32 protein-coding genes and 2 pseudogenes are annotated in these 24,041 nt (G+C 68.8%); 13 read left to right on the top strand and 21 right to left on the bottom strand.

The features are described 5' to 3' along the window. The first annotated feature begins 31 nt into the window (after window positions 1–31). Complete coding sequence (locus AB0B68_RS09020; RefSeq protein WP_357258777.1) at window positions 32–814, top strand: ABC transporter permease; 783 nt, start codon at window positions 32–34, stop codon at window positions 812–814. Window positions 815–830: 16 nt separating this feature from the next. Here AB0B68_RS09020 and AB0B68_RS09015 read toward each other — a convergent pair whose 3' ends face one another. Continuing rightward, window positions 831–1,694: an NAD(P)H-binding protein gene (locus AB0B68_RS09015; RefSeq protein ID WP_357207445.1), complete on the bottom strand. Its 864-nt coding sequence runs from the start codon at window positions 1,692–1,694 to the stop codon at window positions 831–833. Window positions 1,695–1,780: 86 nt separating this feature from the next. Between AB0B68_RS09015 and AB0B68_RS09010 the strand changes: the two genes are divergently transcribed. Beyond that, window positions 1,781–2,494: a TetR/AcrR family transcriptional regulator gene (locus AB0B68_RS09010; RefSeq protein ID WP_357207442.1), complete on the top strand. Its 714-nt coding sequence runs from the start codon at window positions 1,781–1,783 to the stop codon at window positions 2,492–2,494. 197 nt (window positions 2,495–2,691) lie between these two features. Further along, window positions 2,692–4,152 (top strand): rifampin monooxygenase, encoded by a 1,461-nt coding sequence (gene rox / locus AB0B68_RS09005; RefSeq protein ID WP_357258774.1) that lies wholly within the window; start codon window positions 2,692–2,694, stop codon window positions 4,150–4,152. Window positions 4,153–4,252: 100 nt separating this feature from the next. Here the strand turns inward: rox and AB0B68_RS09000 are convergent, their stop codons facing one another. Both AB0B68_RS09000 and AB0B68_RS08995 read right to left on the bottom strand, forming a co-directional pair. Then, entirely contained in the window at window positions 4,253–4,780 is a 528-nt protein-coding gene (locus AB0B68_RS09000) for a pyridoxamine 5'-phosphate oxidase family protein (protein ID WP_357258771.1), read from the bottom strand. Then, a complete protein-coding gene (locus AB0B68_RS08995) occupies window positions 4,777–5,445 on the bottom strand; it encodes a DUF899 domain-containing protein (RefSeq protein WP_357258768.1) in 669 nt (222 codons plus the stop codon). The genes AB0B68_RS09000 and AB0B68_RS08995 overlap by 4 nt, the downstream gene beginning before the upstream one ends. 129 nt (window positions 5,446–5,574) lie before the next feature. On the opposite strand from AB0B68_RS08995, the gene AB0B68_RS08990 reads away from it, so the two are divergent. Continuing rightward, window positions 5,575–6,036, top strand: a complete 462-nt coding sequence (locus tag AB0B68_RS08990; protein ID WP_357207344.1) for a helix-turn-helix domain-containing protein — start codon at window positions 5,575–5,577, stop codon at window positions 6,034–6,036. A 25-nt stretch (window positions 6,037–6,061) separates the two neighbouring features. On the opposite strand, the gene AB0B68_RS08985 is transcribed toward AB0B68_RS08990, so the two are convergent. From AB0B68_RS08985 to AB0B68_RS08965, 5 genes are all read right to left on the bottom strand, one after another. Continuing rightward, complete coding sequence (locus AB0B68_RS08985) at window positions 6,062–6,838, bottom strand: nucleotidyltransferase domain-containing protein (protein WP_357207346.1); 777 nt, start codon at window positions 6,836–6,838, stop codon at window positions 6,062–6,064. 15 nt (window positions 6,839–6,853) lie between these two features. Continuing rightward, a complete protein-coding gene (locus AB0B68_RS08980) occupies window positions 6,854–7,567 on the bottom strand; it encodes a VOC family protein (protein WP_357258996.1) in 714 nt (237 codons plus the stop codon). A gap of 123 nt (window positions 7,568–7,690) precedes the next feature. Continuing rightward, entirely contained in the window at window positions 7,691–8,461 is a 771-nt protein-coding gene (locus tag AB0B68_RS08975) for an aminoglycoside phosphotransferase family protein (RefSeq protein ID WP_357258765.1), read from the bottom strand. A 214-nt stretch (window positions 8,462–8,675) separates the two neighbouring features. Next, a complete protein-coding gene (locus tag AB0B68_RS08970) occupies window positions 8,676–9,005 on the bottom strand; it encodes an endonuclease VII domain-containing protein (RefSeq protein ID WP_357258762.1) in 330 nt (109 codons plus the stop codon). Between the two features lie 223 nt (window positions 9,006–9,228). After that, on the bottom strand, window positions 9,229–9,690 hold the full coding sequence (locus AB0B68_RS08965; RefSeq protein WP_357207348.1) for an HNH endonuclease: 462 nt from the start codon (window positions 9,688–9,690) through the stop codon (window positions 9,229–9,231). Between the two features lie 284 nt (window positions 9,691–9,974). On the opposite strand from AB0B68_RS08965, the gene AB0B68_RS08960 reads away from it, so the two are divergent. After that, the gene (locus AB0B68_RS08960; protein ID WP_357207350.1) at window positions 9,975–10,598 is read left to right on the top strand and encodes a uridine kinase; all 624 of its coding nucleotides are present in this window, start codon (window positions 9,975–9,977) and stop codon (window positions 10,596–10,598) included. Window positions 10,599–10,694: 96 nt separating this feature from the next. After that, entirely contained in the window at window positions 10,695–11,381 is a 687-nt protein-coding gene (locus tag AB0B68_RS08955; protein WP_357207353.1) for a Type 1 glutamine amidotransferase-like domain-containing protein, read from the top strand. Between the two features lie 65 nt (window positions 11,382–11,446). Here the strand turns inward: AB0B68_RS08955 and AB0B68_RS08950 are convergent, their stop codons facing one another. After that, window positions 11,447–11,971, bottom strand: coding sequence for a hypothetical protein (locus AB0B68_RS08950; RefSeq protein WP_357207356.1), 525 nt, complete (start codon window positions 11,969–11,971; stop codon window positions 11,447–11,449). A 267-nt stretch (window positions 11,972–12,238) separates the two neighbouring features. On the opposite strand from AB0B68_RS08950, the gene AB0B68_RS08945 reads away from it, so the two are divergent. After that, window positions 12,239–12,631 (top strand): hypothetical protein, encoded by a 393-nt coding sequence (locus tag AB0B68_RS08945; protein ID WP_357207358.1) that lies wholly within the window; start codon window positions 12,239–12,241, stop codon window positions 12,629–12,631. Between the two features lie 65 nt (window positions 12,632–12,696). Here AB0B68_RS08945 and AB0B68_RS08940 read toward each other — a convergent pair whose 3' ends face one another. The 7 genes from AB0B68_RS08940 to AB0B68_RS08910 form a co-directional block, all read right to left on the bottom strand. After that, window positions 12,697–13,257, bottom strand: a complete 561-nt coding sequence (locus AB0B68_RS08940) for a dihydrofolate reductase family protein (protein ID WP_357208376.1) — start codon at window positions 13,255–13,257, stop codon at window positions 12,697–12,699. A 4-nt stretch (window positions 13,258–13,261) separates the two neighbouring features. Next, window positions 13,262–13,744 carry an SRPBCC domain-containing protein gene (locus AB0B68_RS08935; RefSeq protein WP_357208379.1) on the bottom strand — a complete coding sequence of 161 codons (483 nt, stop codon included), beginning with the start codon at window positions 13,742–13,744 and terminating at the stop codon, window positions 13,262–13,264. Continuing rightward, on the bottom strand, window positions 13,744–14,154 hold the full coding sequence (locus AB0B68_RS08930; RefSeq protein ID WP_357208382.1) for a metalloregulator ArsR/SmtB family transcription factor: 411 nt from the start codon (window positions 14,152–14,154) through the stop codon (window positions 13,744–13,746). Before AB0B68_RS08930 ends, AB0B68_RS08935 begins: the two co-directional genes overlap by 1 nt. Window positions 14,155–14,211: 57 nt before the next feature. After that, entirely contained in the window at window positions 14,212–15,834 is a 1,623-nt protein-coding gene (locus AB0B68_RS08925; protein WP_357258759.1) for a serine hydrolase domain-containing protein, read from the bottom strand. Between the two features lie 28 nt (window positions 15,835–15,862). Beyond that, the gene (locus AB0B68_RS08920) at window positions 15,863–16,138 is read right to left on the bottom strand and encodes a hypothetical protein (protein WP_357207125.1); all 276 of its coding nucleotides are present in this window, start codon (window positions 16,136–16,138) and stop codon (window positions 15,863–15,865) included. A gap of 3 nt (window positions 16,139–16,141) precedes the next feature. Further along, the gene (locus tag AB0B68_RS08915) at window positions 16,142–16,480 is read right to left on the bottom strand and encodes a winged helix-turn-helix domain-containing protein (RefSeq protein WP_124857925.1); all 339 of its coding nucleotides are present in this window, start codon (window positions 16,478–16,480) and stop codon (window positions 16,142–16,144) included. Window positions 16,481–16,586: 106 nt separating this feature from the next. Further along, a complete protein-coding gene (locus AB0B68_RS08910) occupies window positions 16,587–16,934 on the bottom strand; it encodes a hypothetical protein (protein ID WP_357207123.1) in 348 nt (115 codons plus the stop codon). A 53-nt stretch (window positions 16,935–16,987) separates the two neighbouring features. Between AB0B68_RS08910 and AB0B68_RS08905 the strand changes: the two genes are divergently transcribed. Beyond that, the gene (locus AB0B68_RS08905; RefSeq protein ID WP_357207121.1) at window positions 16,988–17,239 is read left to right on the top strand and encodes a hypothetical protein; all 252 of its coding nucleotides are present in this window, start codon (window positions 16,988–16,990) and stop codon (window positions 17,237–17,239) included. A 102-nt stretch (window positions 17,240–17,341) separates the two neighbouring features. Here the strand turns inward: AB0B68_RS08905 and AB0B68_RS08900 are convergent. Further along, window positions 17,342–17,464: pseudogene (locus AB0B68_RS08900) on the bottom strand (IS5/IS1182 family transposase); the annotation flags it as partial. 47 nt (window positions 17,465–17,511) lie between these two features. Here AB0B68_RS08900 and AB0B68_RS08895 point away from each other — a divergent pair. Further along, window positions 17,512–17,700, top strand: a complete 189-nt coding sequence (locus AB0B68_RS08895; protein WP_357207119.1) for a hypothetical protein — start codon at window positions 17,512–17,514, stop codon at window positions 17,698–17,700. A gap of 378 nt (window positions 17,701–18,078) precedes the next feature. On the opposite strand, the gene AB0B68_RS08890 is transcribed toward AB0B68_RS08895, so the two are convergent. Both AB0B68_RS08890 and AB0B68_RS08885 read right to left on the bottom strand, forming a co-directional pair. Next, the gene (locus tag AB0B68_RS08890) at window positions 18,079–18,498 is read right to left on the bottom strand and encodes a hypothetical protein (RefSeq protein ID WP_124857929.1); all 420 of its coding nucleotides are present in this window, start codon (window positions 18,496–18,498) and stop codon (window positions 18,079–18,081) included. Between the two features lie 255 nt (window positions 18,499–18,753). After that, a pseudogene (locus AB0B68_RS08885) lies at window positions 18,754–18,921 on the bottom strand (IS5/IS1182 family transposase); the annotation flags it as partial. Here AB0B68_RS08885 and AB0B68_RS08880 point away from each other — a divergent pair. Beyond that, window positions 18,898–19,272: a GNAT family N-acetyltransferase gene (locus tag AB0B68_RS08880; protein WP_357258756.1), complete on the top strand. Its 375-nt coding sequence runs from the start codon at window positions 18,898–18,900 to the stop codon at window positions 19,270–19,272. The pseudogene AB0B68_RS08885 and the gene AB0B68_RS08880 sit on opposite strands and share 24 nt — an antisense overlap. On the opposite strand, the gene AB0B68_RS08875 is transcribed toward AB0B68_RS08880, so the two are convergent. Beyond that, complete coding sequence (locus AB0B68_RS08875) at window positions 19,242–19,982, bottom strand: NAD(P)H-binding protein (RefSeq protein ID WP_357258753.1); 741 nt, start codon at window positions 19,980–19,982, stop codon at window positions 19,242–19,244. The genes AB0B68_RS08880 and AB0B68_RS08875 overlap by 31 nt on opposite strands. A 125-nt stretch (window positions 19,983–20,107) precedes the next feature. On the opposite strand from AB0B68_RS08875, the gene AB0B68_RS08870 reads away from it, so the two are divergent. Continuing rightward, window positions 20,108–20,587 (top strand): Rrf2 family transcriptional regulator, encoded by a 480-nt coding sequence (locus AB0B68_RS08870; protein WP_208741183.1) that lies wholly within the window; start codon window positions 20,108–20,110, stop codon window positions 20,585–20,587. A 29-nt stretch (window positions 20,588–20,616) separates the two neighbouring features. Here AB0B68_RS08870 and AB0B68_RS08865 read toward each other — a convergent pair whose 3' ends face one another. Beyond that, window positions 20,617–22,170, bottom strand: coding sequence for a glycosyltransferase family 39 protein (locus tag AB0B68_RS08865; RefSeq protein ID WP_357258750.1), 1,554 nt, complete (start codon window positions 22,168–22,170; stop codon window positions 20,617–20,619). Between the two features lie 123 nt (window positions 22,171–22,293). Between AB0B68_RS08865 and AB0B68_RS08860 the strand changes: the two genes are divergently transcribed. Both AB0B68_RS08860 and AB0B68_RS08855 read left to right on the top strand, forming a co-directional pair. After that, window positions 22,294–23,325: an aldo/keto reductase gene (locus AB0B68_RS08860; RefSeq protein ID WP_357258747.1), complete on the top strand. Its 1,032-nt coding sequence runs from the start codon at window positions 22,294–22,296 to the stop codon at window positions 23,323–23,325. A gap of 128 nt (window positions 23,326–23,453) precedes the next feature. Then, entirely contained in the window at window positions 23,454–24,041 is a 588-nt protein-coding gene (locus tag AB0B68_RS08855; protein WP_357258744.1) for a GNAT family N-acetyltransferase, read from the top strand.

The raw sequence follows: 24,041 nt of genomic DNA, 5'->3' as shown, positions 1-24,041 counted from the left end.
CGGCCCACGCCCGAAGCCTCCTGGAGGCACCATGACCACCGTCGCCGTACCCACCTGGACGAGACGCCGGGCCCTGGCGCTCATCGAACGCAACTTCATGATCTACCGCCGGTCGGTCACGCCGCTGCTCAACGCTCTCGTCGAACCGATCCTGTATTTGCTGTCGATCGGCGTCGGCGTCGGGATGCTCGTCGGCACGGTCCCCGGGGTCGATGTCCCGTACGCCGCCTACGTGGCCCCGGCGATCCTGGCGACCACGGCGATGAACACGGCGTTCAACCAGACGAGCTTCGGTGTGTTCATCCGGATGAGAGTGGAGAAGACCTACGAGGCGATCCTGCCGACACCGCTCTCCGTCACCGACATCGCCGTCGGCGAGGTGACCAGCGCGATGATCAACGGGCTGCTGACGTCGATCGGATTCCTCGCCCTCATGGCCGTCGGTGGGCTGGTCACGTCGGCCTGGGTGCTGCTGGCCCTGCCGGCGTCGCTGCTGATCTCGTACGCGTTCGCGGCCGGCGGACTGGCCGTCACCACGTACCTGCGCGATTTTCCCGACTTCCAGTACATCCAGCTGTTCATGCTGCCGATGTACCTGTTCGCCACGACGTTCTATCCCCTGTCGGTCTACCCGGAGGCGGTGCGGCCGGTGATCCAGGCGCTACCGCTCTACCACAGCATCGAGCTGGTCCGAGAACCCGCGGTGGGCCACGTCGGCTGGGAGCTGCTGATCCCGATGGCGTACCTCGTCGCGTTCGGCTCGATCGCGATGTACGTCGCCACCCGCCGCATGACCCGGGCGATGCTGCGCTGACCGGCTCGAGGGAGCGTCATCGCCGGGCGACGATGGCCTCGAGCACCGAGCGGACGGGTGTCGGGCCGTGGCCGATGACCGTCTCCAGCGTCGGATCGGTCACGGCGAACTCCTTCGCTCGCGCCGCGCGGTACATGCCGAGGGTGAAGTCGGCCGCAGCCGCGGGCATGCCTCGCGCGATGGCGGCCTCCCGCCACTCGTCGTCATCGGCGACGACACGTTCGACGGTGCGGCCCGTGATGTCGCTGAGGATGACGGCCACCGCTTCGAGGTCGAGCATCTCCGCGGCGGTCAACGGTGCCGTGACCCCGTCGAGTACGCCGTCCTCGGTGAGAGCGACGGCGGCGGCCTCGGCCAGGTCGGCGTGCGCGGTCCAGGACACCGGGCCGTCCGCCGGCGCCACGAGTTGCCCGGTCTCAAGCGCGGCGCCGATGGAGAGGCTGAGCGTGCTCGCGTAGAACCCGTTGCGCAGGGCGGTGAAGGCAACCCCCAGTTCGGCCAGGTGCTCCTCGGCGGCGGCGTGGATCGGCTGGGCGGCGAAGAGCGAGTCCCGGGAGGCGGCCTGGTGGCTGGTGTAGAGGACCCGGTTGGCTCCCGCGGCGCGGGCGGCGTCGATGGCGGCCCGGTTCGCGACGAACGCGCCGGCACCGCGGATCGCGGCGGACACGATGAGGACCTTGTCGGCACCCTCGAAGGCGTGCTTCAGCGTGGCCGGGTCGGTGAAGTCCGCGGCGCGCACCCGTACGCCCCGCTCGGCGAGGCCGGCTGCTCTGTCGACGTCGCGCACGCTCACACCCACGGCGTCGGCCGGCAGTCGGTCGAGCAGCCGGTCGACGATCTGGGACCCGAGGTTTCCAGTGGCACCGGTGACGACGATCATGATGAGCACTCCCTTGTTATCGGCGGTACTTGGCAGACGTTAGCACCGATAATTCGGGGATAACAAGACGCTGTTAGCATCGCTTCATGGTGACGACGCAGGACACCCGCGACGACGTCCGTGCGGGCATCGTCGCGGCAGCGACCCAACTGCTGCGGGAGAAGGGCGCGAACGCGGTGACGACGCGCGCCGTCGCCCAGGCCGCGGGCGTCCAGGCGCCGACCATCTATCGCCTGTTCGGCGACAAGGACGGCCTCATCGACGCCGTCGCCGAGCACGTCATGGCGGCCTACGTCAGCGGCAAATCGGTCGCCGCCGACGCCCCGACGGGCGACCCCGTAACGGATCTACGCGCCGGATGGCGCCTGCACGTGGAGTTCGGCCTGACAAACCCCGAGCTGTACGCGCTGATCGCCACCCGGGGGAGCGGCGCACCCTCGCCGGCGACAGTCGCCGGCCTCGACGTGCTACGTCGCCGCGTCCGGCGACTCGCCGCAGCCGGCCTGCTCCGGGTCGACGAGGAGCGCGCACTGCTGATGATCCACTCTGCGGGCAACGGAACCATCCTCACGCTGCTGGGAATGCCCCCCGACCAGCGAGACCTCGGTCTGGGGGAGGCCATGCTCGAGACCGTGCTCTCCGGCATCCTGGCGACAACTCCAGCGACACCCGACACCACCGCGAAGGCCGTCGCGGTGACCTTCGCGACGGTGCTGCCCGACCTCCCGGGGCTCACCGACGCCGAACGCGCGCTGATGGCCGAGTGGCTCCACCGATCGCTGACCCACCCGACCCCGTGATCACGTGGCGGGGAAAGAGCTCGACGGAATCGCGCTGGGGGAGATAGCTTGCAGGTGACCGCGACACCGCCTGAGGAGGTGAGACCCATGAACGTTGCAGCGATGTGGGTGCTCCCCCTTGCCGTCACGGTCGGGCGATTGACGTAGGCGTCGCCGGGAGCGCCTTGCCAACACGGCACTCCCGAAAGGCAATACCTGTGCAACTCTCCACCACGTCACCGTCGACCGATCGCACGTACGACGTGATCATCGCCGGCTGCGGGCCGACCGGTGCCATGCTCGCCGCCGAACTACGACTGCACGACGTGCGGGTCCTCGTTCTGGAGAAGGAGACCGAGCCGACGTCGGCCGTCCGCATCGTCAGCCTGCACATCCGCAGTCTGGAGCTGATGGCGATGCGCGGGCTGCTGGACCGCATCCTCCCGCACGGGCGGCGGCGTCCGGCCAGCGCCTTCTTCGCCGCCATCCCCAAGCCCGCGCCCGAGGGCCTGGATCCCCGGTACGCCTACCTCCTGGGTATCCCGCAGCCGGTCATCGAACGTCTGCTCGAAGAACACGCCATCGCACTGGGCGCGCAGGTCCGACGTGGTTGCGCGGTCGCCGGCCTCACGCAGGACGACGAGGGTGTGACAGTCGAACTGGCCGACGGGGAACAGCTGCGGTCGCGCTATCTCGTCGGTTGTGACGGCGGGCGCAGCACGGTGCGCAAACTGCTCGGCATCGGCTTTCCCGGCGAGCCCGCCCGGACCGAGAGCCTGATGGGCGAGATGGAAGTGGGCGTCCCGCAGGAGGAGCTGGCCGTCACGGTGGCCAAGGTCCGCGAGACCCATCAGCGATTCTGGCTCCAGCCAGCCGGCGTCGGGGTCTACAGCGTCCTGGTGCCCGCCGCCGGGGTCAGCGACCGCGCCGAATCGCCCACCCTCGACGACTTCAAGCACCAGTTGCGCGCCGTCGCCGGGACGGACTTCGGCGTGCACTCCCCGCGTTGGTTGTCCCGCTTCGGTGATGCCACCCGGCTGGCCGACAGGTATCGGGTCGGGCGGGTGCTGCTGGCCGGCGACGCGGCGCACATCCATCCGCCCATCGGCGGGCAGGGCCTCAACCTGGGCGTTCAGGACGCAATCAACCTCGGCTGGAAACTGGCCGCGCGGATCCGCGGCTGGGCGCCGGAGGCACTGCTGGACACCTACCAGGCCGAACGCCGCCCCGTCGCCGAAGCGGTGTTGGACAACACCCGAGCCCAGACGGAGTTGCTGTCCACCGAACCGGGCGCACAGGCGGTGCGGAGGCTGCTCATCGAGTTGATGGACTTCGACGAGGTGAACCTCCATCTGCTGGGGAAGATCACCGCCATCGGCATCCGTTACGACTTCGGCGCGGGCCCTGACCTGCTCGGTCGCCGCCTGCCCGACATCGCCGTGCGGCAGGGCAACCTCTACGGTCTGCTGCACCACGGCCGGGGCCTGCTGCTGGACCGGACCGAACGCCTGACCGTCGGCAGTTGGTCAGACCGGGTCGATCACCTGGCCGATCCGACCGCAACACTGGACGTCCCCGGTGTCCTGCTGCGCCCCGACGGCCACGTCGCCTGGGTCGGTGACGACCAGCGGGACCTGGACCAGCACCTCTGCCGCTGGTTCGGCGAGCCGGCCCACTGATCTCAGGCCGGCGGCCTCGTCGTCGAGGCTGCGGGCCAGACCAACCAACGGCGACCGGGCGTTGGGCGACTCTCTGCTGGGTCGCCCCGCGCCCGGTCACTCAGGTGCGGTTGAACCGCCAACGAGTCGCGGTCAGCCCGTCCGGGCCGTAGCCGAAAGCCCGAACGGGGGAGACCTCGTAAAAGGCGTACTGGGGCGCTCCCGGCAGACTGTCGTCATGGACTCGGCCGTCCCTGATGGCGAACGTCCAGCCGTACTTTGTGGCGAAGGCGGCGGCCACCCGGCGCAGCGCGGCGTCGCCCGACACCTGGTGAGCCGCACCGTTCACCACCAGGTCGAGGTCGTCGCTGCTCACCGTGATGACAGCTCGGGGGTTGTGGGCCAGGTTGCGGCTCTTGCGGGAACTCGGGCGGCTCGCGATGCACGGAGCCCCGTCCAGCAGCACCGACATCACCGGGGCCGCATGGGGACGGCCACCCGGTCCCACCGTCGACAGCCAACACTTGTGTGCCGACTCCAGACAGGCCAATGCCTGGCTCCAGGGCTTGACTGTCGCCACGTCGGTGTTGAAGGGTGTTGCGTCCTCCTGCTGGAAGAGGAGCTCGACGACCGGTGTGTCGACTGTCATGACGGATCCTCTGTGGTGTCGTACTCGTCGTGCAGCCGCCACCACTGGTACGGCTGGGTCTGCGGCCAGCCTTCCGGCGAGTCCTCCCAGGTCTCCTGTCGGCCGTACGGCGTCAGATCGAGGAAGGACCAGTTACTGCCGAGCCGTTCCACGCCGCGGGAGGTGGTGGTGTAGGTGCGAAAGATCCGGTCGTCGGCGCGGAGGAAGACGTTCAGCGCGAACCCGTCACCGGTTCCCATGTCGGCGTTGAAGCTGTTGTTCAGCGACGAGTACCAGGGCAGGGCCCAACCCATCCGCCGCCGCAACGCCAGCAGGTCGTCCAGCGGGCCATGGGACGTCAACGCCAGGGTGACGTCGCGGGCGTTGAGGTGGGCCGGGTGTCCGACGTTGTCGGTGAACAGCGAGCAGCCGGAGCAGACAGCGTCGACGCCGTGCCACATGAAGGTGTAGACGATGAGCTGACGGCGGCCCTCGAACAAGTCGGTCAAACTGGCAGGCCCGGACGGGCCCTCGAACACGTAGTCCTGCTCGACCGGCGTCATCGGCAGCCGGCGGCGCGCCGCGGCCACTGCGTCGAGCTGGCGGGTGAGTGCCTTTTCGCGGACGCGCAAGGTGTTCACTGCGTCTTGCCAGTCCCTGGTCGGCGCGATCGGCGGATGGTTCATGCGGGCCTCTTTTCGGCTTCCCTGCACGTGTGGAGGGGGCACAGACCAGTCAGTTTCTTAAAGAGATGTACTGATGTGACGCTAACAGAGTCAGTTCCCTGAAGGAACCACCTTGCGTATCGTGGCGTCATGCAGCGAACGCAGTTCGGCACCATGGCGTGCTCGATCGCCCGCACCCTCGACGTCATCGGTGAGCCGTGGTCTCCGCTGATCCTGCGGGACGTCTACGCCGGCACACACCGCTTCGAGCAACTCCAGCGAGGGCTCGGCATCTCCCGCAAGGTGCTCGCCGAGCGGCTGAACTGGCTGGTCGAACAGGGCGTCCTGACCCAGCGTGAATACTCGACCCGGCCGGTCCGACACGAATACCTGCTCACCGACAAGGGCCGGGAGCTGTGCGATCTACTGCTCGTCATGGTGCGCTGGGGTGACCGGTGGACGGCGGGCGACGCCGGCCCGCCGGTGCTCTACCGCCACCACGCCTGCGGCGAGATCAGTCACGTCGAACTACGGTGCTCGGAGTGCGAACAGCCCATGCGGGCTACGGACATCGATCTGCTGCCCGGGCCTGGGGCACACCCACCATCGTGACCATCGGCTCGGTCAACACCCGCCGTCATCCGGGTGCGGAGCGCGTCCCGTCGTCCGGCGGCCGATCGGTCGCGGCGAGTTCGGTGAGAACCGGGTGTAACCGATTGGCCAGCGTCGGGTCCGTACGGGTGAGTTCCGCAGTCAGGGCCGTCACGGCCGCCGAGAGCGCACGGCGCAACTCGACCTCGTCAGTGGAACGGACCAATGTCGTTTCGAGCGGGCCGGTGATGTCGGAGGGCAGTAGGTGAGCGCCTTTGGCGTAGCTGGTGGGGTGGCCCAGACGCTGGCAGGCGAGTGCGATCGTCTGGGTCCGCATGGCGCTGATCCAGTGCTCGGCCTGCCAGAATCTGCCTCGTTCGATGCTGATCCGTGCGTGCAGCGCGTGGTGCCATGCCAGGCCGGCTGTGCCGTCGTGGCCGCTCGACGCGGGGGCCCGGGATGGTGTGGAACGCCCGAACATGAGGCGCCAACTCGGGCCTCGCGGCCCGAACTCGCCTTCCGGGCTGAAGGAGAGGTCGACTTCCAGGCAGTGAGGCAGCAGGAACACCCGGTAGATCGCGGACCCGGCCGCGAGGTCCCAGTGGTGGACCGCCGCGAAGTCCTGATACATCTGTCGCGTCCATCGACGCATGACGGCGTCGAGCGGGTCACTGACCCCGAAGGCCAGATCGATGTCCGACCAGCGATCCTCATCGTTCGTGGCGTGCGAGCCGGTGATCGCGGCGGCGACGACACCGCTGTCTTGTTCCGCCAGATGCAGCAGCCGCCGCTGGATCCGGTCGCGTTCGTCTACTGAGAACATCAGGTCACGCTGCTCCTAGGACAGCGCTGCCGCAAGGTCGGTAGCGGCCTCATACGCAGCCGCAGCCCGTGTGGCCTGGTCCGCGCTCAACGCGACACGGTCGACACGGGCCAGCATCTCGATCGCCGTGGCCGGATCGTTCAGGACCATCGCGACCTCAGCGCGGTACACGAGCACCTCCACCAACGCGACCGGGTCGTCATCTGTATCGGGATGGCCCAGCGCACTGTCGAGAATCCGAGCCGCCTGCCGGGCGTCCCCTCGGGAGTCGGCCTGCACGACGGCGTTCGCCATCGCCTTGCCCAGCCGCCCAGTCGGCGCCGACGCGGGGGAGACCGAGGCGTTCTGGAAGACGCGGATCCAGTTGCCGCCTGGATCGATGACGCTGAAGCCGCTCAGCCCGTCGGCGTTCTTCCGCGCGCGGGGCCGGGTCATCCGGGGCGTCCCGGAGACCAACACCTTGCCGTACGCGGCACGCATTCCCGCCGCGAAAGCCCGGTACAGCTGCCCCGTGTCCGAGGTCAGCACGAGACACGACCCGTAGGACTGCGCCGGATCGAACCCCGCGATCTCGAAGAACTGCAGATGTAGATCTTCGCGTTGCAACCCCACGCACGGGTTGGGTTTGCGCTGCTGGTAGGTGGTGTGGAAACCGAGCACCTCGTAGAAGGCGACGATGTCGTCGATGGACGCGCAGGGCAGCAGGGGAACGGTTACCTCGTTGGTCACCCGTACTTCGTAGCCGTCGGGAGGAGGCACACGCACATGGAAATGACTGATCAGCGGCCGCAGACGACTGAACGGCTGATACAGCGCAAGCTGGGCTAGCCCGTCAGCGACCTCTGTCGGCACTCACCTTCGAAGGATGTGCGCGGTGATCCACATGGCGTCGCGTTGGTAGAGCCCGACGTGACTGCGGAGGTTCTCCTGTCCCTGATCAGCCCGCGCCTCGGTGAAGGCGGCGAGGTCGTGCAGTCGGTGGACTGCGGCCTGGAGGATGTGGTCAGGGTCCTGCCCCGAGCCGTAGCCGTCGCAGAGCATGCGCAGCCGACGTGCCCGCTCGGCCAGGTCACTGTCGATCGCGTCGCCGTTGTCGGGGTGGGCCAGCGGCACCAGCCGGTACGCGAGGTAGGCCAGATCCCACGACCGGGGACCGGGCGAGGCCGTGTCCCAGTCGATGATTCCGGTGAGCCGCCGGTCGGTGAAGACCATGTTGTAGGGCGCGAAGTCGTTGTGACAGATGACCTCAGCTGGCTGTCGCACCGGAAACTTCCACACTCCGCCAACGGTGTCGAAGCTGGCACTGGCCTCGTGAAGTTGTGCGAGGTGCAGACCTGCGTCGGCGAGGATGCCGTCGCTCCAGATCCAGTCCGGCAACGGGTACTGCGGCACGATGCCCGGTAGGTAGGAGACGCTGTCGCGTCCGTGCTCATCGGTCCCGAGCGGTTGCGGAACCCAGGTGACGCCGCGCTCCCGTAGGTGTCGTAGTAGGCGCTGAACCGTCGGGCTCCATGCACCATGACCGCGCCGAACAGTGGCACCGACCCGTGTCGCACCTCCCATGTTGCCGCCGGGCAGCGCTTCCTCCTGCTCGTCGGCCGCGTTCGGGCTGTGGTCATCCATGTCGACATCCTCAGCGCGTGAGGGCTGTGACGCCACCGCGTTCCCGAGCCGGACTGAAGCGAGCGAGCACAGTCCACAGCAGGTGATTACCGGATTGTCGTTAACAAAAATCCGTTAATTACCTGGGACAAAAGGTACGCAACGTACACGCACCATAATGACAGTTCTTGTGCGTAAGGACTTAGGTTGGTGTACGCGCGTGTTGGCCGGGAACTCAGGTGACCTCTCGGGGCGGCACCGATGACGGCCCCGGCTGGAGGTATTCCAGTGCGCGGCGCAGCGCCTCAAGGTTGTCCCGGAAGTGCCCAAGTGCCGAGTTGCACCCGTTGCAGAGGAGCCCTCGAACGGTGTTGGTGCCGTGGCAGTGATCCACGACCAACCGGAACGCCTGGGCGGAGGGCTTGCCGTCCTTCCGGGGGCGACCGGCGAGAGTTGCCGGGAGGTCATCCTCATGGATGCCGCAGATGGCGCATCGAAACCCTTGCCGTGACCTCAGTTCATCGTAGAACGGCTCGGTGATCCGGTACTTGCTCCAGAGATTCATCGCTCGATTGGAGCCCGGCCGGGAATCCCTACTGGCCTGATTCACACGACGGGAGTAGTCGCGGCACGGTTGACAGGAGAGCATCGTGCGACCGGTCGCGCCGACGAAGGACTCTGCCGGCCGAAGCTGCTTGCACCGCCCGCAGGTCTTTGACTCGTTCACGATCCTCGCACCCTGACAGCTTCAGTGGCGGTACCGGCATCGGAAAGCGTTGGAGGGCTGACTACGAGCGGCCGTACGCGGCGCGGGCCTGGGCAACCTCGACTGCCTCGCGTTCACGCCACCGGCGCTGTGCCTCCCGGTTGCACGTCCGGCAGACCCGACGGTACCGGCCGGTCGCCGGGTCGAGCTCACGGTCGTGGCCGTTGCGGCACTGCGCCGCCTGGTTCCGGTGGCGGCCGGCCTCGGCGCGACTGAGCTGTCGCAGATGAGTCGGCTCGATACAGTCGGCGGCGCCGCAGGTTTGGTCGACGTCGAGGGCGGGGTCGTACCCGCCGAGGAAGACGACGTACGCGGCGATGTGCGCCCACGCCCGGCCCGCGACCTTCTGGTGCACCCCACGTCGCTGCCCGTAGCCTTCGACGACCAGGCAGCCGCTCTCGGTACGGTGTGAGCGCTCCAGCAGGTAGGCGCGCAGCGACTCCTCGGTGTGGTAGCGGGACAGACCCTTCACGGCCGCGAGCACCGTGTCACCGTACCCACGTCACGCACCTTCGTCGACTGACGCTGACACGGCGAGTGGTCGCGATCCGACCGGTGGGCGGTCGTCGGCACCGCTGTTCGGCGTGGTCGGCTGCAGGCGCAGCTGGTGCCGTACCCGGCGATCGTCGTTCCGCGACGTCCTCGATCCGTGAGGCGTGCTGCGCTTCCGGTCAGGGATGGAGGAACGGCGTGAGCGTCGTACGGCGGCAGTTGCTCGACCATGTCGCTGACCTGGTGCCGACGTTCCCCGCGCCGCGGTGCGTACGGGTGGCCGTTGACGGGGTCGATGGGGTGGGTAAGTCCACGTTCGCCGGCGAGTTGGCCGCGTTGCTGCGCGGCCGGGGACGTCCTGTCGTGCACGTGTCGGCGGACGACTTTCATCACCGTCGGGCTGTGCGGCATCGCCGTGGCCGGGATTCGCCGGAAGGCTTCTGGCTCGACAGTTACGACTACGAAGCCCTCGTCCACAACGTGCTGGAGCCGTTCGGTCCCGAAGGCTCTCGCCGTTACCGTCCCGCTGCCCATGATCTTCGGACAGACGAGATTCTGGATCTTGAGTGGCGGACTGCGGCGCCCGGCACGGTACTCATCGTCGACGGGCTGTTCCTGCATCGTGACGAGCTCGTGGAGTGCTGGGACTTCTCCGTCTTCGTCGACGCGCCGTTCGCGGTCACCGTCGCACGGATGGCCCGGCGCGACGGTTCCCATCCGGATCCCTACCATCCCAGCCTCGGCCGCTACGTCGGCGGGCAGCGGCTGTACTTCGCCGCCTGCGCGCCTCACGAGCGCGCGGATGTTGTCATCGACAACCGGGATGTGACCCGACCGGCCCTCGTGGAGGTCGTCGCACAGGCGGAGGCAGTTGACGGTTGGACGGCCTCCGACGGATGATCCAGCGATGTGTCGCTCGGGTCAGCGAGCCGGGACGCTGGTTCGCATGGGCACCATGATCGCCGTCATTTCGGTGGCTTCAGGGGAGCGGATCGCATGAAGTTTCTTCTCACGTCGGGGGGCATCAGCAACCCGAGCATCTCCGACGCGCTGGTCGACCTGTTGGGCAAGCCGCTCGCTGAGTCCACTGCTCTGTTCGTTCCCACCGGTGTCTACCCCTTTCCCGGCGGAGCTGAGAAGGCGTGGAAGGCGATTCACGGCCAACCCGACATCCCGCTGTGCCAGCTGGGTTGGAAGTCCCTGGGGTTGTTGGAGCTCACCGCGCTGCCGACCATTCGAGAAGAGAACTGGGTCCCGGCGGTCCGGGAGGCCGATGCCCTGCTGGTCTGGGGCGGCGATGTGCTGTACCTGACCTACTGGCTGCGCCAGTCGGGCCTGGCCGACCTCCTGCCGTCGCTGAGTGACACGGTCTATGTGGGGGTCAGCGCCGGGAGCATCGCGGTCACCCCGTACAACTGTGACGCCGAATTCGACAGTCAGTTCGTCCCCGACGGCAGCGACAGGGCGCGGGACGCTGACCGGGCGCTGGGGTTGGTGGATTTTACGCTGTACCCCCACCTCAACCATCCGGACATGGAGGACACCGAGCTGTCCCACATCCAGAAGTGGGCGTCCGGAATCCCGGTCCCGACCTACGCCATCGACGACAACACCGCCATCACTGTGGTCGACGGCAGTGTCGAGGTCATCTCCGAAGGAGACTGGAGACTGATCAACCCCTGACCGGAACGTCCCATCGGCCGGTTGCGGGGGGCCTGCTACCGCGACAACTGCCCTGCTCCTGATGCTTAGAGCGGGTTGCCATAGCCGCCGGGTGCGACGCCGCAGTTTCGGCAGGCCCGTCCCGCGCGGCGGTCCTCGTCGCCGCACGCCAGGCATCGTCCGGCCGGGTCGACCCCTGCGGCGTACGCATCGAGCACCCGCTGCACCACGATGGGAAGCTGCTCGGTGGGATGCTTCTGCGGATCGGGGCAGTAGGCGATGTCGTGGCAACCCCACGAGTCCCACGGATGCGGGGTTGTAGGGACTCGTTGGCCGGCCTGCTTCTGCAGTCGCCGTTGGGCCGCGAAGGCGACCGCCCTTGCCAGCACCAGAGCGCGGGCTGTCTCGAGTTCACCGAGGGCCCGGACCAGCGACGGGGGATCGACCTCGATGTTTCCGGGGATGCGGTGCCGGGTCGCCAGGTGATGCCAGGTGGCGTGAAAGCCGTACGGCGCGAAGTGGTAGAGGCAGTCCCGTAGATGCGACCGGCGCCGTCGAGGGCTGAGACTCTCGTCGCGCACCCGGCGGGCGGTCGCGGGGAAACTGGTCATCCAGGGACGATCGCTACGAGCGGCCGTACGCGGCGCTGGTCTGGGCTACCTTGGTGGCCGCCGATGAGGACGACGTACGCGGCGCTGTGCGCCCACGCGTGACCGGCGACCTTCTGGTGCAGACCCTTCACAGCCGAGAGCACAGTGTCACCGTACCCACGTCGCGTAGCCGCGTCGAACGACGGCGGACGCGCCGACGCGCCTGCTCGGCGAATGGTCGCGGTCCGGCCGTGCTGTCCGCACCGGAGCTGCCGTAGCGTCGCCGGGGTGGGTCTGCTGTTGGTGCTGCGCGCTCCGCTGCCGCGTCCGAAGAGCCTGCGTCGGGCCACCCGCGCGCAGCGGCGGGAGCGCCATCGCGCCGACGCCGACGAGTGGGCCGCGGCGCGGGAGCGCGGTTTGCTGCTCGACGTGCCGGTGGAGGAGTTGCTGCCGCTGCTGAACGCGGCGGGCGGTAACCGACTTCCGATCTTGGGTCAGCTCGACCCGTGGTCAGATGGCGTACTCGTTCGTGAGGATCTGCCGCAGCTCGAGGCTGACGTCGACCGCCTGCGGGCGGCGGCGGCTGACGACACGGAGCGTGGGCTGGCGGCGGCGCTGAAGGCGTTGTTGGCGCGGTGGCGCGACGAGCCTGGCCTGACGCTGCACTGGTACGGAGACTGACCGGCTGCGCGGCGCTCGGCGGCGTCACCGACACACGTCCGGGTCGGTGACGCCGCCCCACCGCCTCAGGTGCGGATGCGGTAGTGCAGGGACGCCACACCGTTGCCGAAGCGGTGATTGCTCAGCAACTCCAGGTCGAGGCGGGTGTCGCTGGGCAGACCGGGCTTGCCTCCGCCGGTGAGAACGGGGTGGATCAGCAGGTGGCACTCGTCGACCAGCCCGGCCTTGAATGCCTGCGCCGCGAGGTGTGCGCCCCCGATGGTGAGGTCGCTGGTGGCCGAGGCTTTCATGGCGCGTACTGATGCGGGGTCGAAGCTCTTTTCGAGCCGGGTCCTGGCGGTCGACGTCGCGTTCAGGGTGGTGGAGTAGACGATCTTGTCCGCTGCCTGCCAGACGTCGGCGAAGTCGGCAGTGAGCTTCGATTGTGCGGCGAGAGCGGGCTCGGTCTCCCAGACGGCCATCGACTCGTACAGGCGCCGACCGTAGAGGTAGGTGCCCGCGGGCCGAACGAGGTCGGTGATGAACGCGAGGTAGTCGTCGTCGGGTGGGGTCCAGTCGAAGCGGCCGTGTTCGTCCTCGATGTAACCGTCGAGGGACACGTTGGTCACGTAGATCAGCTTGGCCATGGCGCTACACCTCGACGGTGACGGGTTGGGCATTGCTGAGTGTCGCGTCCAGTTTGGAGAAGGCCTCGTTCCAGCCCTGGTTGGCGGGAGCGGACAACTGCTCGGGGAGCCACTGACGGATCTCGAGTCGCGTCCGTCCATCGGCGTCGTCGTGGAACTCGACCCGCATCCTCGTCTCGTGCGGCGCGATGCCCTCCGGGAGTTGCCCGGTGACGTGCGCGATGCCGTCAATCAGTTCGCCGTCGACGACGTCGGTGAGGTCGATGTGGACCTCTACTCGCAGGCCGGGTTGGGTCGGGAAGACCTCGGTCCACCGCTGGTAGCCGCCAGGCCGGACGTCGAAGTCCATCTCGTCGCGGGGCAGTGAGTTGCCGATCGGGCCCCACCATGCCGCCAGGTGGTCCGGGTCGGTGAAAGCTCGGTAGACCAGCTCCCGCGGCGCGTGCACCACGCGCGAGATGACGATCGGCGGCTTGTCGCTGTCCATCAATTCTCCTTGTCGTGAGCCTTGCTCGGGGATTCCCTGCCGGGGATCGCCGGGCCGTGGGCCGTTCGGTCCGTTGGGCGGTCGGCGGCCTGTACGGCCGCGAGGTGGGCGTCGAGGCGGGTGAGGGAGGTGTCCCAGAACCGCCGGTAGCGCTCGATCCACTCGGCCGCTTCGCGCAGCGGGGCGGCCTCGATGCGGCTCATCCGCAACTTTCCCGACCGGGTGCGGGAGATGAGCCCGGCGCGTTCAAGCGCCTTCAGGTGCCGCGACACCGCCGGCATCGAGATCGGGAGCGGAGCAGTGAGCTCGGTGACCGTGGCGTCGCGGTCGGCCAGCTCGGCGAGGATCGCCCGTCGAGTCGGGTCGGCGAGCGCCGAGAACACCACGCTGAGTTGATCGCTGCCAGACACCAGAGCCTCCAGTCACTTAACCAAGACGTTAAACGTAGTGCCGCGCGGCCGCAACTATCAGCGGTGATTGGCAGGGATGGTGTCGGCACCATGAGGGGCGGCGGGCTGGTCAACGGCCCGGTCGCGTGCTCGCGCCGGGGGCGAGGTCGGTGGGCGGGCGGTGACCATGGCGTGCGCGCCCAGGCCCAGCCGGGTCAGCGCGAGTGCGGCGGCCAGGACGACCACGACGCGGATGCCGTGACCGACATCCGGTGCCCACAACTGGAGTTTGGCCAGCCCGGCGCCCTCCCAGAGGGCCGGCACCTGCCAGGCGACGCCGACGGCCACCAACGCGCAGGCACCGATCCAGGCGATGGTGGCGGCGATCGTCCGGCCACGGGAACGCACCGGCGGAACGCGGTCGCTCCGGCGCCCGTGCAGGACGCGGGCCCAGGACCAGGCCAGCAGGGCGAGCAGCACCGCGGCGACCCCGAGCAGGCCGACCAGAGCCCAGACCTGCATCGGATCTTCGGTGGCGGTCGCGGGCGTGCCGCCATGAAGAATGCGGGTGAGGTTGAACGCCCCGGCGCTCAGTGGCGCGTCCATGTGCAGGCCGTAGAGGTTGGTCATGATGATCACGGCGAGGTTCGAGTCGGGTGCCAGCACGATATGGGTGAAGAAGTCCGGGGTCGCGCCGGCGTGCCAGACGATGCGGGCGCCGACGCCGTCCAGGGTGCTGTTCTTCCACCCGAACCCGTAGGTGCCGTGACCGGTGGCCACGGTGCCGGTGTGCAGCTGTCGCGTGCCCTGCGGTCCGAGGATCCGGGTGTCGCCGTAGCGGCCGCCGGCGAGCTGCGCGATGGCGTAGTGGGACAGGTCGTCGAGACTGGCGGCGAGGAAACCGTAGGGCACTCCGGCGGTGTCGAACGGCGCGGCGAAGCGCTGCGGCCGGCCGAAGTAGTACCGGTGACCGGGCGGGATGCCGACGGCGCGGGCCTCGTCGGCGGTTGCCGCGGAGTGCGTCATCTGGAGCGGGTCCAGCACGTGACGGCGCAGGTAGCCGCCGAAGGTGTCGCCGGTGACGTTCTCGACGAGCGCGCCGAGGATCATGTAGTTGGCGTCGCTGTACTGATACGTCTGTCCGACGGCGGTGGTGGGCCGCACGCTGGCCAGGTCCCGTACGGAGCGGGCCAGCGCGCCGGGGCGGTTGTCGTAGCGGTCGGTCAGGTCGGTGCTCCACACCTGCGGCAGGCCGCTGGTGTGGGTCAGCAGTTGGCGGACGGTGACCGTCCGGGCGGTGTCCGCGTCGCCCAGGCGCAGCCACGGGAGGTACGTGGAGGCGGTGGTGTCGAGGTCGATCCGGCCGGCCTCGACCAGTTGCGCCACCGCCAGCGCGGTGAACGACTTGCTGGTGGACCCGAGCAGGAACGGCGTCTGCGTGGTGATCGGTCGGCCGTCGCCGTCGACGCCCCATGCGCCTCGCTGGACGACCTCGTCGCCGCGAATGACCACGTACGCCAGCCCGGGTGCCTTGATCTGCTTCAGGTACGCCCGCAGGTAGCGTTCGCCAGCGGCGATCTCGTCGACAGCCGCGGGGCTGGCCACGACCGGGGCGGCCAGCCCCGCGGCTGTCACCATCAGGCAGCCGGCCACGGCGACGAGCCGCCGGGCCCGCGTCAGCGCGTCGTTCCAGGTGCTCATGTGGCGCGTCCTCCCCATCGGTGGGCCGTCAGCCGATCTGGCTCAGCAGCTTCTCGAGCGCGGCCAGGCGCTGCCGAACCTCGCCGAGCTCGTTCCGCACGCCCTTGATCTCGTCCGCCGTGGCCTGGGCGCCGGTGGCGCTGCGCTCGGCCAGCGCCCGGTAGCCCTCCTCCCGAGCCGCCGCGTACCGGGCGCGGTAGATGCCCGTCCCGATGAGACCGGCGACCACGATCATCGCCGTCACGATCACCGCCGCGGCGATGGTGGAGGTCTGTGCGATGTCCAAGGCGACCTGATGGGTCATTGCTCACTTCTCCTGTTCTGCGGCCGGCCCGGAGCCGGTCAGGTTCTGTGCGGCCAGTGCGATCGCGTCCAGATCGAGGGACACCGTGAACGGCACCGCCTGGACGTACTTCACCGAGCTGCCGTCCGGTGCGGTCACCAGCTCGCCGGTCACCAGGCCGGCCGCTTCCAATTTCTGCAGGTGCATGTAGAGCAGCGGCCGGTTCATCTGCAGCTGCCGGGCCAACTCGCTGACGTAGGTCCGCTGCCGGGCCACGGCGGCCAGGATCCGCAGCCGGTGCGGGCTGGCCAGTGCGGCCAGTAACGACACGAGTTCGTCACCGGTCGGCGAGGTGCCGCTCATCCTGGTTTCCCTTCTCAATGAAGGTGTCAGATTTCTCTGACGCCCCCTGTCAGCTGAGTCTGACAGGGGAGGGCGGCAGGTGTCAACGAACGCCGTGGCGCGCGGTTCACTGACCCCAAGGCGGTAGCCAGACCTCGACGTCGGGGGCCTGCACCCGCCGGGAGGCGAGGTAGTCGCGCAGTGCCAGCAGCGCGGGATGCGGGTTGTCGCCGCGCCAGATGAGGAACATGGGGTAGACGGCCGCCGGGCCACGCACCGGTACGCGCCGCAGGTCGTAGCTGTCCGGCCACAGGTACCGGGTGCGAACGCCAGCGAGGGTCGCCAGCTCCGCGGAGTCGGCGATCTCGGCCAGCAGCGCCTCGTTGCCGAAGACCGGCCCGACCAGGTCGATGGTGAGACCGAACGCGGCAGCGAGTTCGTCGTAGTAGTCGGACCATTCGGTGCCGGGGGCCATGCCGGGCATCCATATGCGGTGCTCGGCGAGTTGCGCGGGCGTGCGGCGGGCAGGTGACGCGCGGCGACGGTGACGGCGTGGAAGGTGGCGCCGACCGTCCCCGCCTCGACGGCGGCCATCGCGGCGTGGACGTCGGCGCCGAGGGTGACGACGTCGAGCTCGATGCGGGGATGCGCGCGGTGGAAGTCCTGCAACAGCACCGCTGGTGCGATCCGTCGAATGTGCACGTCGACGCGCAGTGCCCGTCGACCCGGGCGTACGGAGGCGTCGGCGCGCGTCTCCGCCCTAAGAAGTCGCGCAAGTAGGCGGGTTCATGGCCTGAGGGTGGAGCGGGTGTCCCAGCGGTAGAGGGTCCAGGCTTGGCGGATGAGGCTTCGGACGGTGATGATCGCGTCGGCGAACTGGGTGAACACGCCGAGTTTCATCCACTCGTCGCGGCGGTTGCGGATCGTGGTGGCCGAGCAGGTCGAGTCGGCGATGGCCTCGTAGGAGCAGCCGAACCACAGCACTTGCAGAAGCCGGTCGAATACGGCAGGCGGCCGGATGGCGGGTCGGGGAGAACACCGTCGCCGCGCGGATGGCGGCCCTCGGCCTGGCCGGCCGTACCCCGCGCCGGCGGCGCAGCCTCACAAAGCAGGGCAAACGGCGGGCCGCGCCGGACCGGGTCCGGCGGCAGTTCACCGCCGTCGCACCGAACCTGCTGTGGTGCGGCGACCTGACTGAGATCACCACCAACAGCATCGTCGAATTCTACAAACGCCCGTAGACGTCACAGCCTTCGACCTCCGGCGAGCAGCCCTTGGCCGCCAGACAGGTCGGAGAATTCGACGTGCCACCGATGCCGTCCCCGTCAAATAATTCAGACCGGGTACCTGCGGTGGCCGTTTACTGCACGACTCGCGCGGGCGCGATCCTGCCCGTTACCCGATTGCCGGTTGAAGGCCGCGTGACGACACGCCAGCTAGAACTGGCTGGCGTGGAAGAAAGAGACGGCATCGCGGTCCTTCTCGCCGGACGGGTACTCCAATTTTATTGGCATTGCCTGCACCCTTCAGTCATCAATCAATGACGGAGCTCGACTCAAAGGACTCAGCCCGATAACCACACCGGGCTGAGTCCTTTGAGTCAATGGGATGCAGAACTTTTAATACATGTTAACCTGAGGCTGCCAGCTATCGTAGGCCTTCCTCATCTTGAACCACTTAACCCGCCACGTGGAGTTATTGATCACCGTGCAGGATCCGCCATAGCTGTCAGTGCTGGTGGTTGAACTGCCGCTTCCTTCGATGAGGTATGCCACTTGAACGACTTTGCCGTCATTCGTATTGTCACAGATTTCGAGTCTTGACTTGGTGGCGCCACTAGTGTAATTGGTGGCACATGTCCGGTCATAGCCGTCATACGAGCACTTGGTTGTGTCCGCATAAGCGACGCCCGGTATCGCAATCCCGGTGAGCACCATCGCGACTCCGAGCGCGGAGGCCCTGGCGGTGCGACTAAGCGTTCTCTTCATCGTTCCCCCGTCTGGCGGCATTGCCTTGTGGACAATGCGACGCATGTCCATGCATGGATCATACGGGCCCCTAGTCGCTGGGTCAACGCGTTCGACTTGGGGACGCCGGTATAGGGGCGGATCCGGCTCTGAAGCCGCCCCTATACTCGCCACCGTCAAGGAGGATCGGCGGCGAGGTTGTCAATCCCCGAGATGCGTGGAAGGTTGTTTAGAAGTCGCGCAAGTAGGCGGGTTCCTGGTCGGCGAGTGGAGCGGGTGGATGACGTCTTCCTTGCGTTCGTAGCAGCGTTGGAGCCGGTTCAACGCGTTGTGCCAGGAGTTCGTGCGCTCGACGTGCCACCGCTTGGTGGCTTGGACGGGGACCTTGACGCCTTTGCGTGCGATCTCAGCGGTCAGACCGCGTTCGGCGAGGAGTTCGCGGGTCGGGGCGGAGTCGTAGCCGGCGTCCAGGTGCACGGTGATGTCCTCGGGCAGTTGACCGAGATCTTCCACCCCGACCGCGGCGGTCGCGGGTTGGCGACGGAGGCCGCCACCGCGCTGCTGGACTGGGGTTTCACCGAGTTCGGGTTGCACTGGGTCTACGGCCGCTGTCACTGTCGCAACACCGCCTCGGCCCGGCTGATGGAGCGACTCGGCATGCGCCAGGAGGCGCGCCAGGTCGAGAGTTACCTGTTCCGGGGGGAGTGGGGCCGACCAGCTCGTCTTCGCGATCCTGGCACGCGAGTGGCAGGCCGAGACCCGCACGCCGCCGACGTGATCGTTCACCACGGCGACGTGCGGGTCGGGTCCACACCTCAGACCTGGCGGTCGAGCCACTCCCGGTAGGCGGTGGGCGCGATGACGGCGTCGTCGCCTGCGATGAGGACGTCACCGGACATGGCGGCGAACATGCCGGCGCTGTCGTCGGTGGTGACGGTGCGCTGGTCACCGCGGGCGGCGAGCGTGACGCGCCCCAGCTCGTCGAGGGCGAAGACATCCGGGCCGGCGACGTTGCGGATGCCCTTGAGCGGCGCGCCCATGCTGACCTCGGCGACGGCCTGCGCCACGTCGGCGGCGGCCATCGGCTGCACCGGCGTGCTGGGCAGTCGGACGGTGGTGTCGTCGGCAGTCCAGGACATGATCGCCTCGACGAACTCGAAGAACTGGGTGGCGCGGACGATCGAGTACGGGATCGTACCGGCCGTGAGGATCTCCTCCTGGAGGGTCTTGGCGCGGTAGTAGTCCAGGTCGGGCACCTGGTCGACGCCGACGATGGAGAGGATCACCGCGTGGCCGACACCCGCGCGAGCGGCGGCGGTCAGCAGGTTGTCCATGGTCGTCTGGAAGAAGGCGGGCGAGGCCTCGTCGAAGGTCGGCGAGTTCGTGAGGTTGACGACGACCTCGGCGCCGGCGAGCCCGTCGGACAGGCCCTGCCCGGTGAGCAGGTCCACCCCGGTCGACGGCGAGAGCGGCACCGCCTCGTGGCCCGCAGCCTGGAGGATCTTGACGACCTGCGACCCGATGAGGCCGGTCCCGCCCAGTACGGCGATCTTCATGCCCGTGCACCTTCCCGTTGCGTGTGGTCCGACTGCTGAGGCTCAGCCGATACTCGGACCTTCCTTGTCCGAGAACTATACTCGGACACAAAGAGTCTGAGTAACGGGGTGACTAGGGTGACGTCATGAAGATGTCCGGCGGGGTCGAGTGGGCGCTGCACTGCTGCGTGGTGCTCACCACCAGCCACACGCCCGTTCCGGCGGCCAAGCTGGCGGAACTGCACGACGTCTCCAGCAGCTACCTCGCGAAGCAACTCCAAGCGCTCGCCCGCGCCGGCCTGATCCACTCCGTGCAGGGCAAGTCGGGCGGCTACGTGCTGACCCGCGCCCCGGAGAGCATCACCCTGCTCGACGTCGTCCGGGCCGTCGACGGGCCCGGCCCGACCTTCGTCTGCACGGAGATCCGCCAGCGCGGCCCCTTCGCGACCCCGGCCGACGCCTGCACCACGCCCTGCCCGGTGTCCCGGGCCATGTGGGCGGCCGAGGACGCGTGGCACCAGGCGCTCGCCGCGGTCACCATCGCCGATCTCGCCCGCGACGTCGACGCCACCTCCGGCCCCGAGGCGCTGGTCGGCATCCAGGCCTGGCTGACCGGCGGAGCCTGACCCGACCCCGCAGAGCCGGGCGAACACGGTCAGCCGGTGTGGCGTACCTCGGTGTCCCAGATCTGCGCCCACGGACGCCGCAGCCCCCGGCACACGTGGATCGGGCCGCCGTTCTCGTCGTTGTCCACCTCGACCCGCTGGTCCACCTGCCCGGCCAGGGTGCACTGCTCGAACCACGTGTTGAGCTGGTCGGGGCGCTCCCAGCCGACCGCGATGACCACGTCCGCGTCGGCGGGCGGCCGACCGAAGTCGACCATGCTGTTGTGCCCGGAGTACGCCCGAGGCAGACCACGGGCCGGCCCGTAGCGGGCCACCGCGCCAGCCTCGCCGTAGTTGCCGGTGAGGACGACCGCCCGCGAACGCTCCGGCGGCGACAACCCACGATGGACAGCCGCGAGAGAGTCGGCGAACTCGGGCCAACCGATCGTCTCGCCAGCGTCGTAGTTGACGTCGACCACGAAGGCGGGCAACCGGTCGGCCGGCAGCACCGGCAGCAGCAGCACGACGTTGGGCAGCAGGAACGGCACCACACCCAGCGCGAGCAACCCCCGACGCCACCAGAGTGACCCGCGCGAGGCCCACGCCACGGCGACCAGCGCACCGGCGGCGGTGAGGACCAGCAGCAGCGGCGCGTCGTAGTAGCCCTTGCCGCCGGCGATCAGCACGATGCCGACCACCACCAACCACGCCCAGCCCACCGCCCGGTAGGCCCGCCACGCCGGTCGGCGGAGCAGCGCGACGAGACCGGCGATCCAGATCGGCACGGCGTACGGGCTGATGATGACGAACTGGAGCGTGAACGCGTCGAGCCGGCCACTGTAGGAGCTGTCACCGTCGGAGATGGACCCGGCAACGCCGAGCTGCGGGAAGCCGTTGGTCGCCTGCCAGATCAGGTTCGGCGCGGCCAGCAGCACGGCGATCCCGGCCCCGGCGAGAACCCACCGGTCGCGCAGCAGCCGGCGTGGCCCGGCGATGAGCACCCCGGCGACCAGGCCCACGGCCAGCAGCGCCGGCAGCAACTTGCTGAGCATGCCCACACCGATCGCCAGCCCGATGCCCAGCGCCCAGCGGCTGTCACCGGTGCGCAGCAACCGCACCGCGCACCACGCCGCGACCAACCAGACCAGCAGGTCGATGGTGGTGGTGCTGAGCAGATGACCACTGGCGAGCACGATGCCGGAAAGCGCGGCGAGCACCGCCGCGAAGAGCTGCCCGCCCCGGCCGGCGCCCAATTCCCGGGCGATAGCGGCCACCAGCAGCACCGCGCCGCCGGCCAGCACCGCCGACGGGGTACGCAGCACCACCAGGTTGCCCGGGGCGATCGTGTCGAGCAGCCGGGCCAGCACCGGGACGAGCGGCCCCTGATCGACGTAGCCCCAGTCGAGGTGCCGACCGGCGAGCAGGAAGTACAGCTCGTCGCGGTGGTAGCCGTAACGGCCGGCGAGCAGCAGGAGCGTCACTGTGGTCGCGGCGGCCGCCAGCCACGGGCCGCGGGTACGAATGCCGGGCTCCGGCGGCCGCCCCGACGGCGGCGACTGGGTCGGCCGCTGAGGTCGGTCGATCTCGATCGCGGGCTCGCTCACCCGCTCATGATGACTGGCGGTGTCGCCGCGTGGGTGCCCCTACCGGCGTTCGGCACGGTCCCGAATGCGGGTGGCCGAGGCGAATGCGAAGATCAGCTTTGTCACTCGGACCGAAAGGACGATATGCGCTATCGCACTCTGGGCAGCACCGGCACCGTGGTGTCCACCCTGTGTCTAGGCACGATGACCTTCGGCGCGGAGACCGACGAGGCCGGCAGCTTCGCCCAACTGGACCGGTTCGTCGAGGCCGGCGGCACCTTCATCGACACCGCTGACGTCTACTCCACCGGTGTCTCCGAGGACATCATCGGGCGTTGGCTGCGCAGCCGACCCGACGTGCGTGACCGCCTGGTGATCGCCACCAAGGGGCGGTTCCCGATGGGTCCGGGGGCAAACGACGCCGGCCTGTCCCGGGTGCACCTCACCCGCGCCCTGGACGCCAGCCTGCGTCGTCTCGGCGTCGAGGCCGTCGACCTGTACCAGGCGCACGCCTGGGATCCGCTGACCCCGCTGCCGGAGACGCTGCGGTTCTTCGACGACGCGGTCAGCGCCGGCAAGATCCGCTACGCGGGGGTCAGCAACTTCGCCGGTTGGCAGTTGCAGAAGGCCGCACTGCTCACCCAGCACCTCAACCTCACCCCGATCGTGACCCTGCAACCGCAGTACAACCTGCTGGCTCGGGACATCGAGTTCGAGCTGGTACCGGTCTGCGAGAACGAAGGCATCGGCATCCTGCCGTGGTCACCGCTTGGCGGCGGGTGGCTGACCGGCAAGTACCAGCGCGACAGCACGCCCACCGGCGCGACGCGGCTCGGCGAGAACCCGCAGCGCGGCGTCGAGGCGTACGCGGGTCGCAACGCCGAGGAGCGCACCTGGCGGGTGCTCGACGCGGTCCGCCAGATCGCCGACGACCGGGGCGTGTCCATGTCGGCGGTGTCGCTGGCCTGGCTGGCGGCCCGACCGGCGGTCACCTCGGTGATCCTCGGCGCGCGGACCACCGACCAGCTCGACGACAACCTGACCGCCGCCGACCTGGTCCTCGACGCCGAGCAGACGCGGCTGCTGGACGAGGCGAGCGCCCCGCTGGTGGGCGACTACCCGTACGGCGCGGCCGGGGTGCGTCAGCGCGGCCGTGACCTGCCGGCCGGATCATGACCTCGTTTCCCGATCCCACCGACCCGGCCGGCAGGCTCACCGAGGTCTCCCTGCGCTACCTGGACGTGGTCGCCGAACTCGCGGGCGGCCCGACCGGGGAGTGAGGCCGTCGGCTCGATAATGGGCGGATGCCGCTGCTCGTCACACCAGCAATGCCCGCCGGGAGCCTCGCCGCCCAGGAGCAACCCCACCTTCCGGTACGTCCCGGGCTGGCCCTGCGGCCGTGGCGCGACGACGACGCCCCGGCCGTCCGGGCGGCCTTCGACTGTCCGCAGATCCAACGGTGGCACGTCCGCCGCATCGACGGCGACGACGAGGCGCGGGTGTGGACGGCGCAGTGGGCCGGCCGTTGGCGTGACGAGACGGCCGCCAGCTGGGCGATCGTCGGCGCCGACGACCGGCCGCTGGGTCAGGTGGGATTGCGGGGCGTGCTGCTGGCCGAGGCGTCGGCGCAACTGTCGTACTGGTTGGTGCCCGCCGCGCGTGGTCGGGGCATCGCCACCGAGGCGTTGAGGGCACTCACCCGGTGGAGTTTCACGCGGGCCGGTCTGCACCGGCTGGCCCTGGATCACTCGACCGCCAATACGGCGTCGTGCCGGGTGGCCACGCGGGCCGACTTTCCGGTGGAGGGCGTGCTCCGGGGGTCGGTTCGCCACGCCGACGGCTGGCACGACATGCACCTGCACGCACGGCTGCGCACCGACGGCCCGATCTGA

This window comes from Micromonospora sp. NPDC049049 (assembly GCF_040649115.1).
Lineage (GTDB): Bacteria > Actinomycetota > Actinomycetes > Mycobacteriales > Micromonosporaceae > Micromonospora.
The sequence above is the reverse complement of the archived record's forward strand: the minus strand, read 5'-3'. Positions and strand labels throughout refer to the sequence as shown.

Excerpts from the sequence above, each read along its gene's own strand:
- AB0B68_RS08935 (WP_357208379.1), bottom strand. The coding sequence starts at position 13,744 with ATGGACAGCGACAAGCCGCCGATCGTCATCTCGCGCGTGGTGCACGCG.
- AB0B68_RS08875 (WP_357258753.1), bottom strand. The coding sequence starts at position 19,982 with ATGAAGATCGCCGTACTGGGCGGGACCGGCCTCATCGGGTCGCAGGTC.
- AB0B68_RS08955 (WP_357207353.1), top strand. The coding sequence starts at position 10,695 with ATGAAGTTTCTTCTCACGTCGGGGGGCATCAGCAACCCGAGCATCTCC.
- AB0B68_RS08915 (WP_124857925.1), bottom strand. The coding sequence starts at position 16,480 with ATGAGCGGCACCTCGCCGACCGGTGACGAACTCGTGTCGTTACTGGCC.
- AB0B68_RS08895 (WP_357207119.1), top strand. The coding sequence starts at position 17,512 with ATGGCGGCCCTCGGCCTGGCCGGCCGTACCCCGCGCCGGCGGCGCAGC.
- AB0B68_RS08995 (WP_357258768.1), bottom strand. The coding sequence starts at position 5,445 with ATGAACCATCCGCCGATCGCGCCGACCAGGGACTGGCAAGACGCAGTG.
- AB0B68_RS08870 (WP_208741183.1), top strand. The coding sequence starts at position 20,108 with ATGAAGATGTCCGGCGGGGTCGAGTGGGCGCTGCACTGCTGCGTGGTG.
- AB0B68_RS08890 (WP_124857929.1), bottom strand. The coding sequence starts at position 18,498 with ATGGACATGCGTCGCATTGTCCACAAGGCAATGCCGCCAGACGGGGGA.
- AB0B68_RS08920 (WP_357207125.1), bottom strand. The coding sequence starts at position 16,138 with ATGACCCATCAGGTCGCCTTGGACATCGCACAGACCTCCACCATCGCC.
- AB0B68_RS09020 (WP_357258777.1), top strand. The coding sequence starts at position 32 with ATGACCACCGTCGCCGTACCCACCTGGACGAGACGCCGGGCCCTGGCG.
- AB0B68_RS08970 (WP_357258762.1), bottom strand. The coding sequence starts at position 9,005 with ATGAATCTCTGGAGCAAGTACCGGATCACCGAGCCGTTCTACGATGAA.
- AB0B68_RS09000 (WP_357258771.1), bottom strand. The coding sequence starts at position 4,780 with ATGACAGTCGACACACCGGTCGTCGAGCTCCTCTTCCAGCAGGAGGAC.
- AB0B68_RS08990 (WP_357207344.1), top strand. The coding sequence starts at position 5,575 with ATGCAGCGAACGCAGTTCGGCACCATGGCGTGCTCGATCGCCCGCACC.
- AB0B68_RS08950 (WP_357207356.1), bottom strand. The coding sequence starts at position 11,971 with ATGACCAGTTTCCCCGCGACCGCCCGCCGGGTGCGCGACGAGAGTCTC.
- AB0B68_RS08860 (WP_357258747.1), top strand. The coding sequence starts at position 22,294 with ATGCGCTATCGCACTCTGGGCAGCACCGGCACCGTGGTGTCCACCCTG.
- AB0B68_RS09010 (WP_357207442.1), top strand. The coding sequence starts at position 1,781 with ATGGTGACGACGCAGGACACCCGCGACGACGTCCGTGCGGGCATCGTC.
- AB0B68_RS08910 (WP_357207123.1), bottom strand. The coding sequence starts at position 16,934 with ATGGCCCCCGGCACCGAATGGTCCGACTACTACGACGAACTCGCTGCC.
- AB0B68_RS08975 (WP_357258765.1), bottom strand. The coding sequence starts at position 8,461 with ATGGATGACCACAGCCCGAACGCGGCCGACGAGCAGGAGGAAGCGCTG.
- AB0B68_RS08985 (WP_357207346.1), bottom strand. The coding sequence starts at position 6,838 with ATGTTCTCAGTAGACGAACGCGACCGGATCCAGCGGCGGCTGCTGCAT.
- AB0B68_RS09015 (WP_357207445.1), bottom strand. The coding sequence starts at position 1,694 with ATGATCGTCGTCACCGGTGCCACTGGAAACCTCGGGTCCCAGATCGTC.
- AB0B68_RS08940 (WP_357208376.1), bottom strand. The coding sequence starts at position 13,257 with ATGGCCAAGCTGATCTACGTGACCAACGTGTCCCTCGACGGTTACATC.
- AB0B68_RS08925 (WP_357258759.1), bottom strand. The coding sequence starts at position 15,834 with ATGAGCACCTGGAACGACGCGCTGACGCGGGCCCGGCGGCTCGTCGCC.
- AB0B68_RS08855 (WP_357258744.1), top strand. The coding sequence starts at position 23,454 with ATGCCGCTGCTCGTCACACCAGCAATGCCCGCCGGGAGCCTCGCCGCC.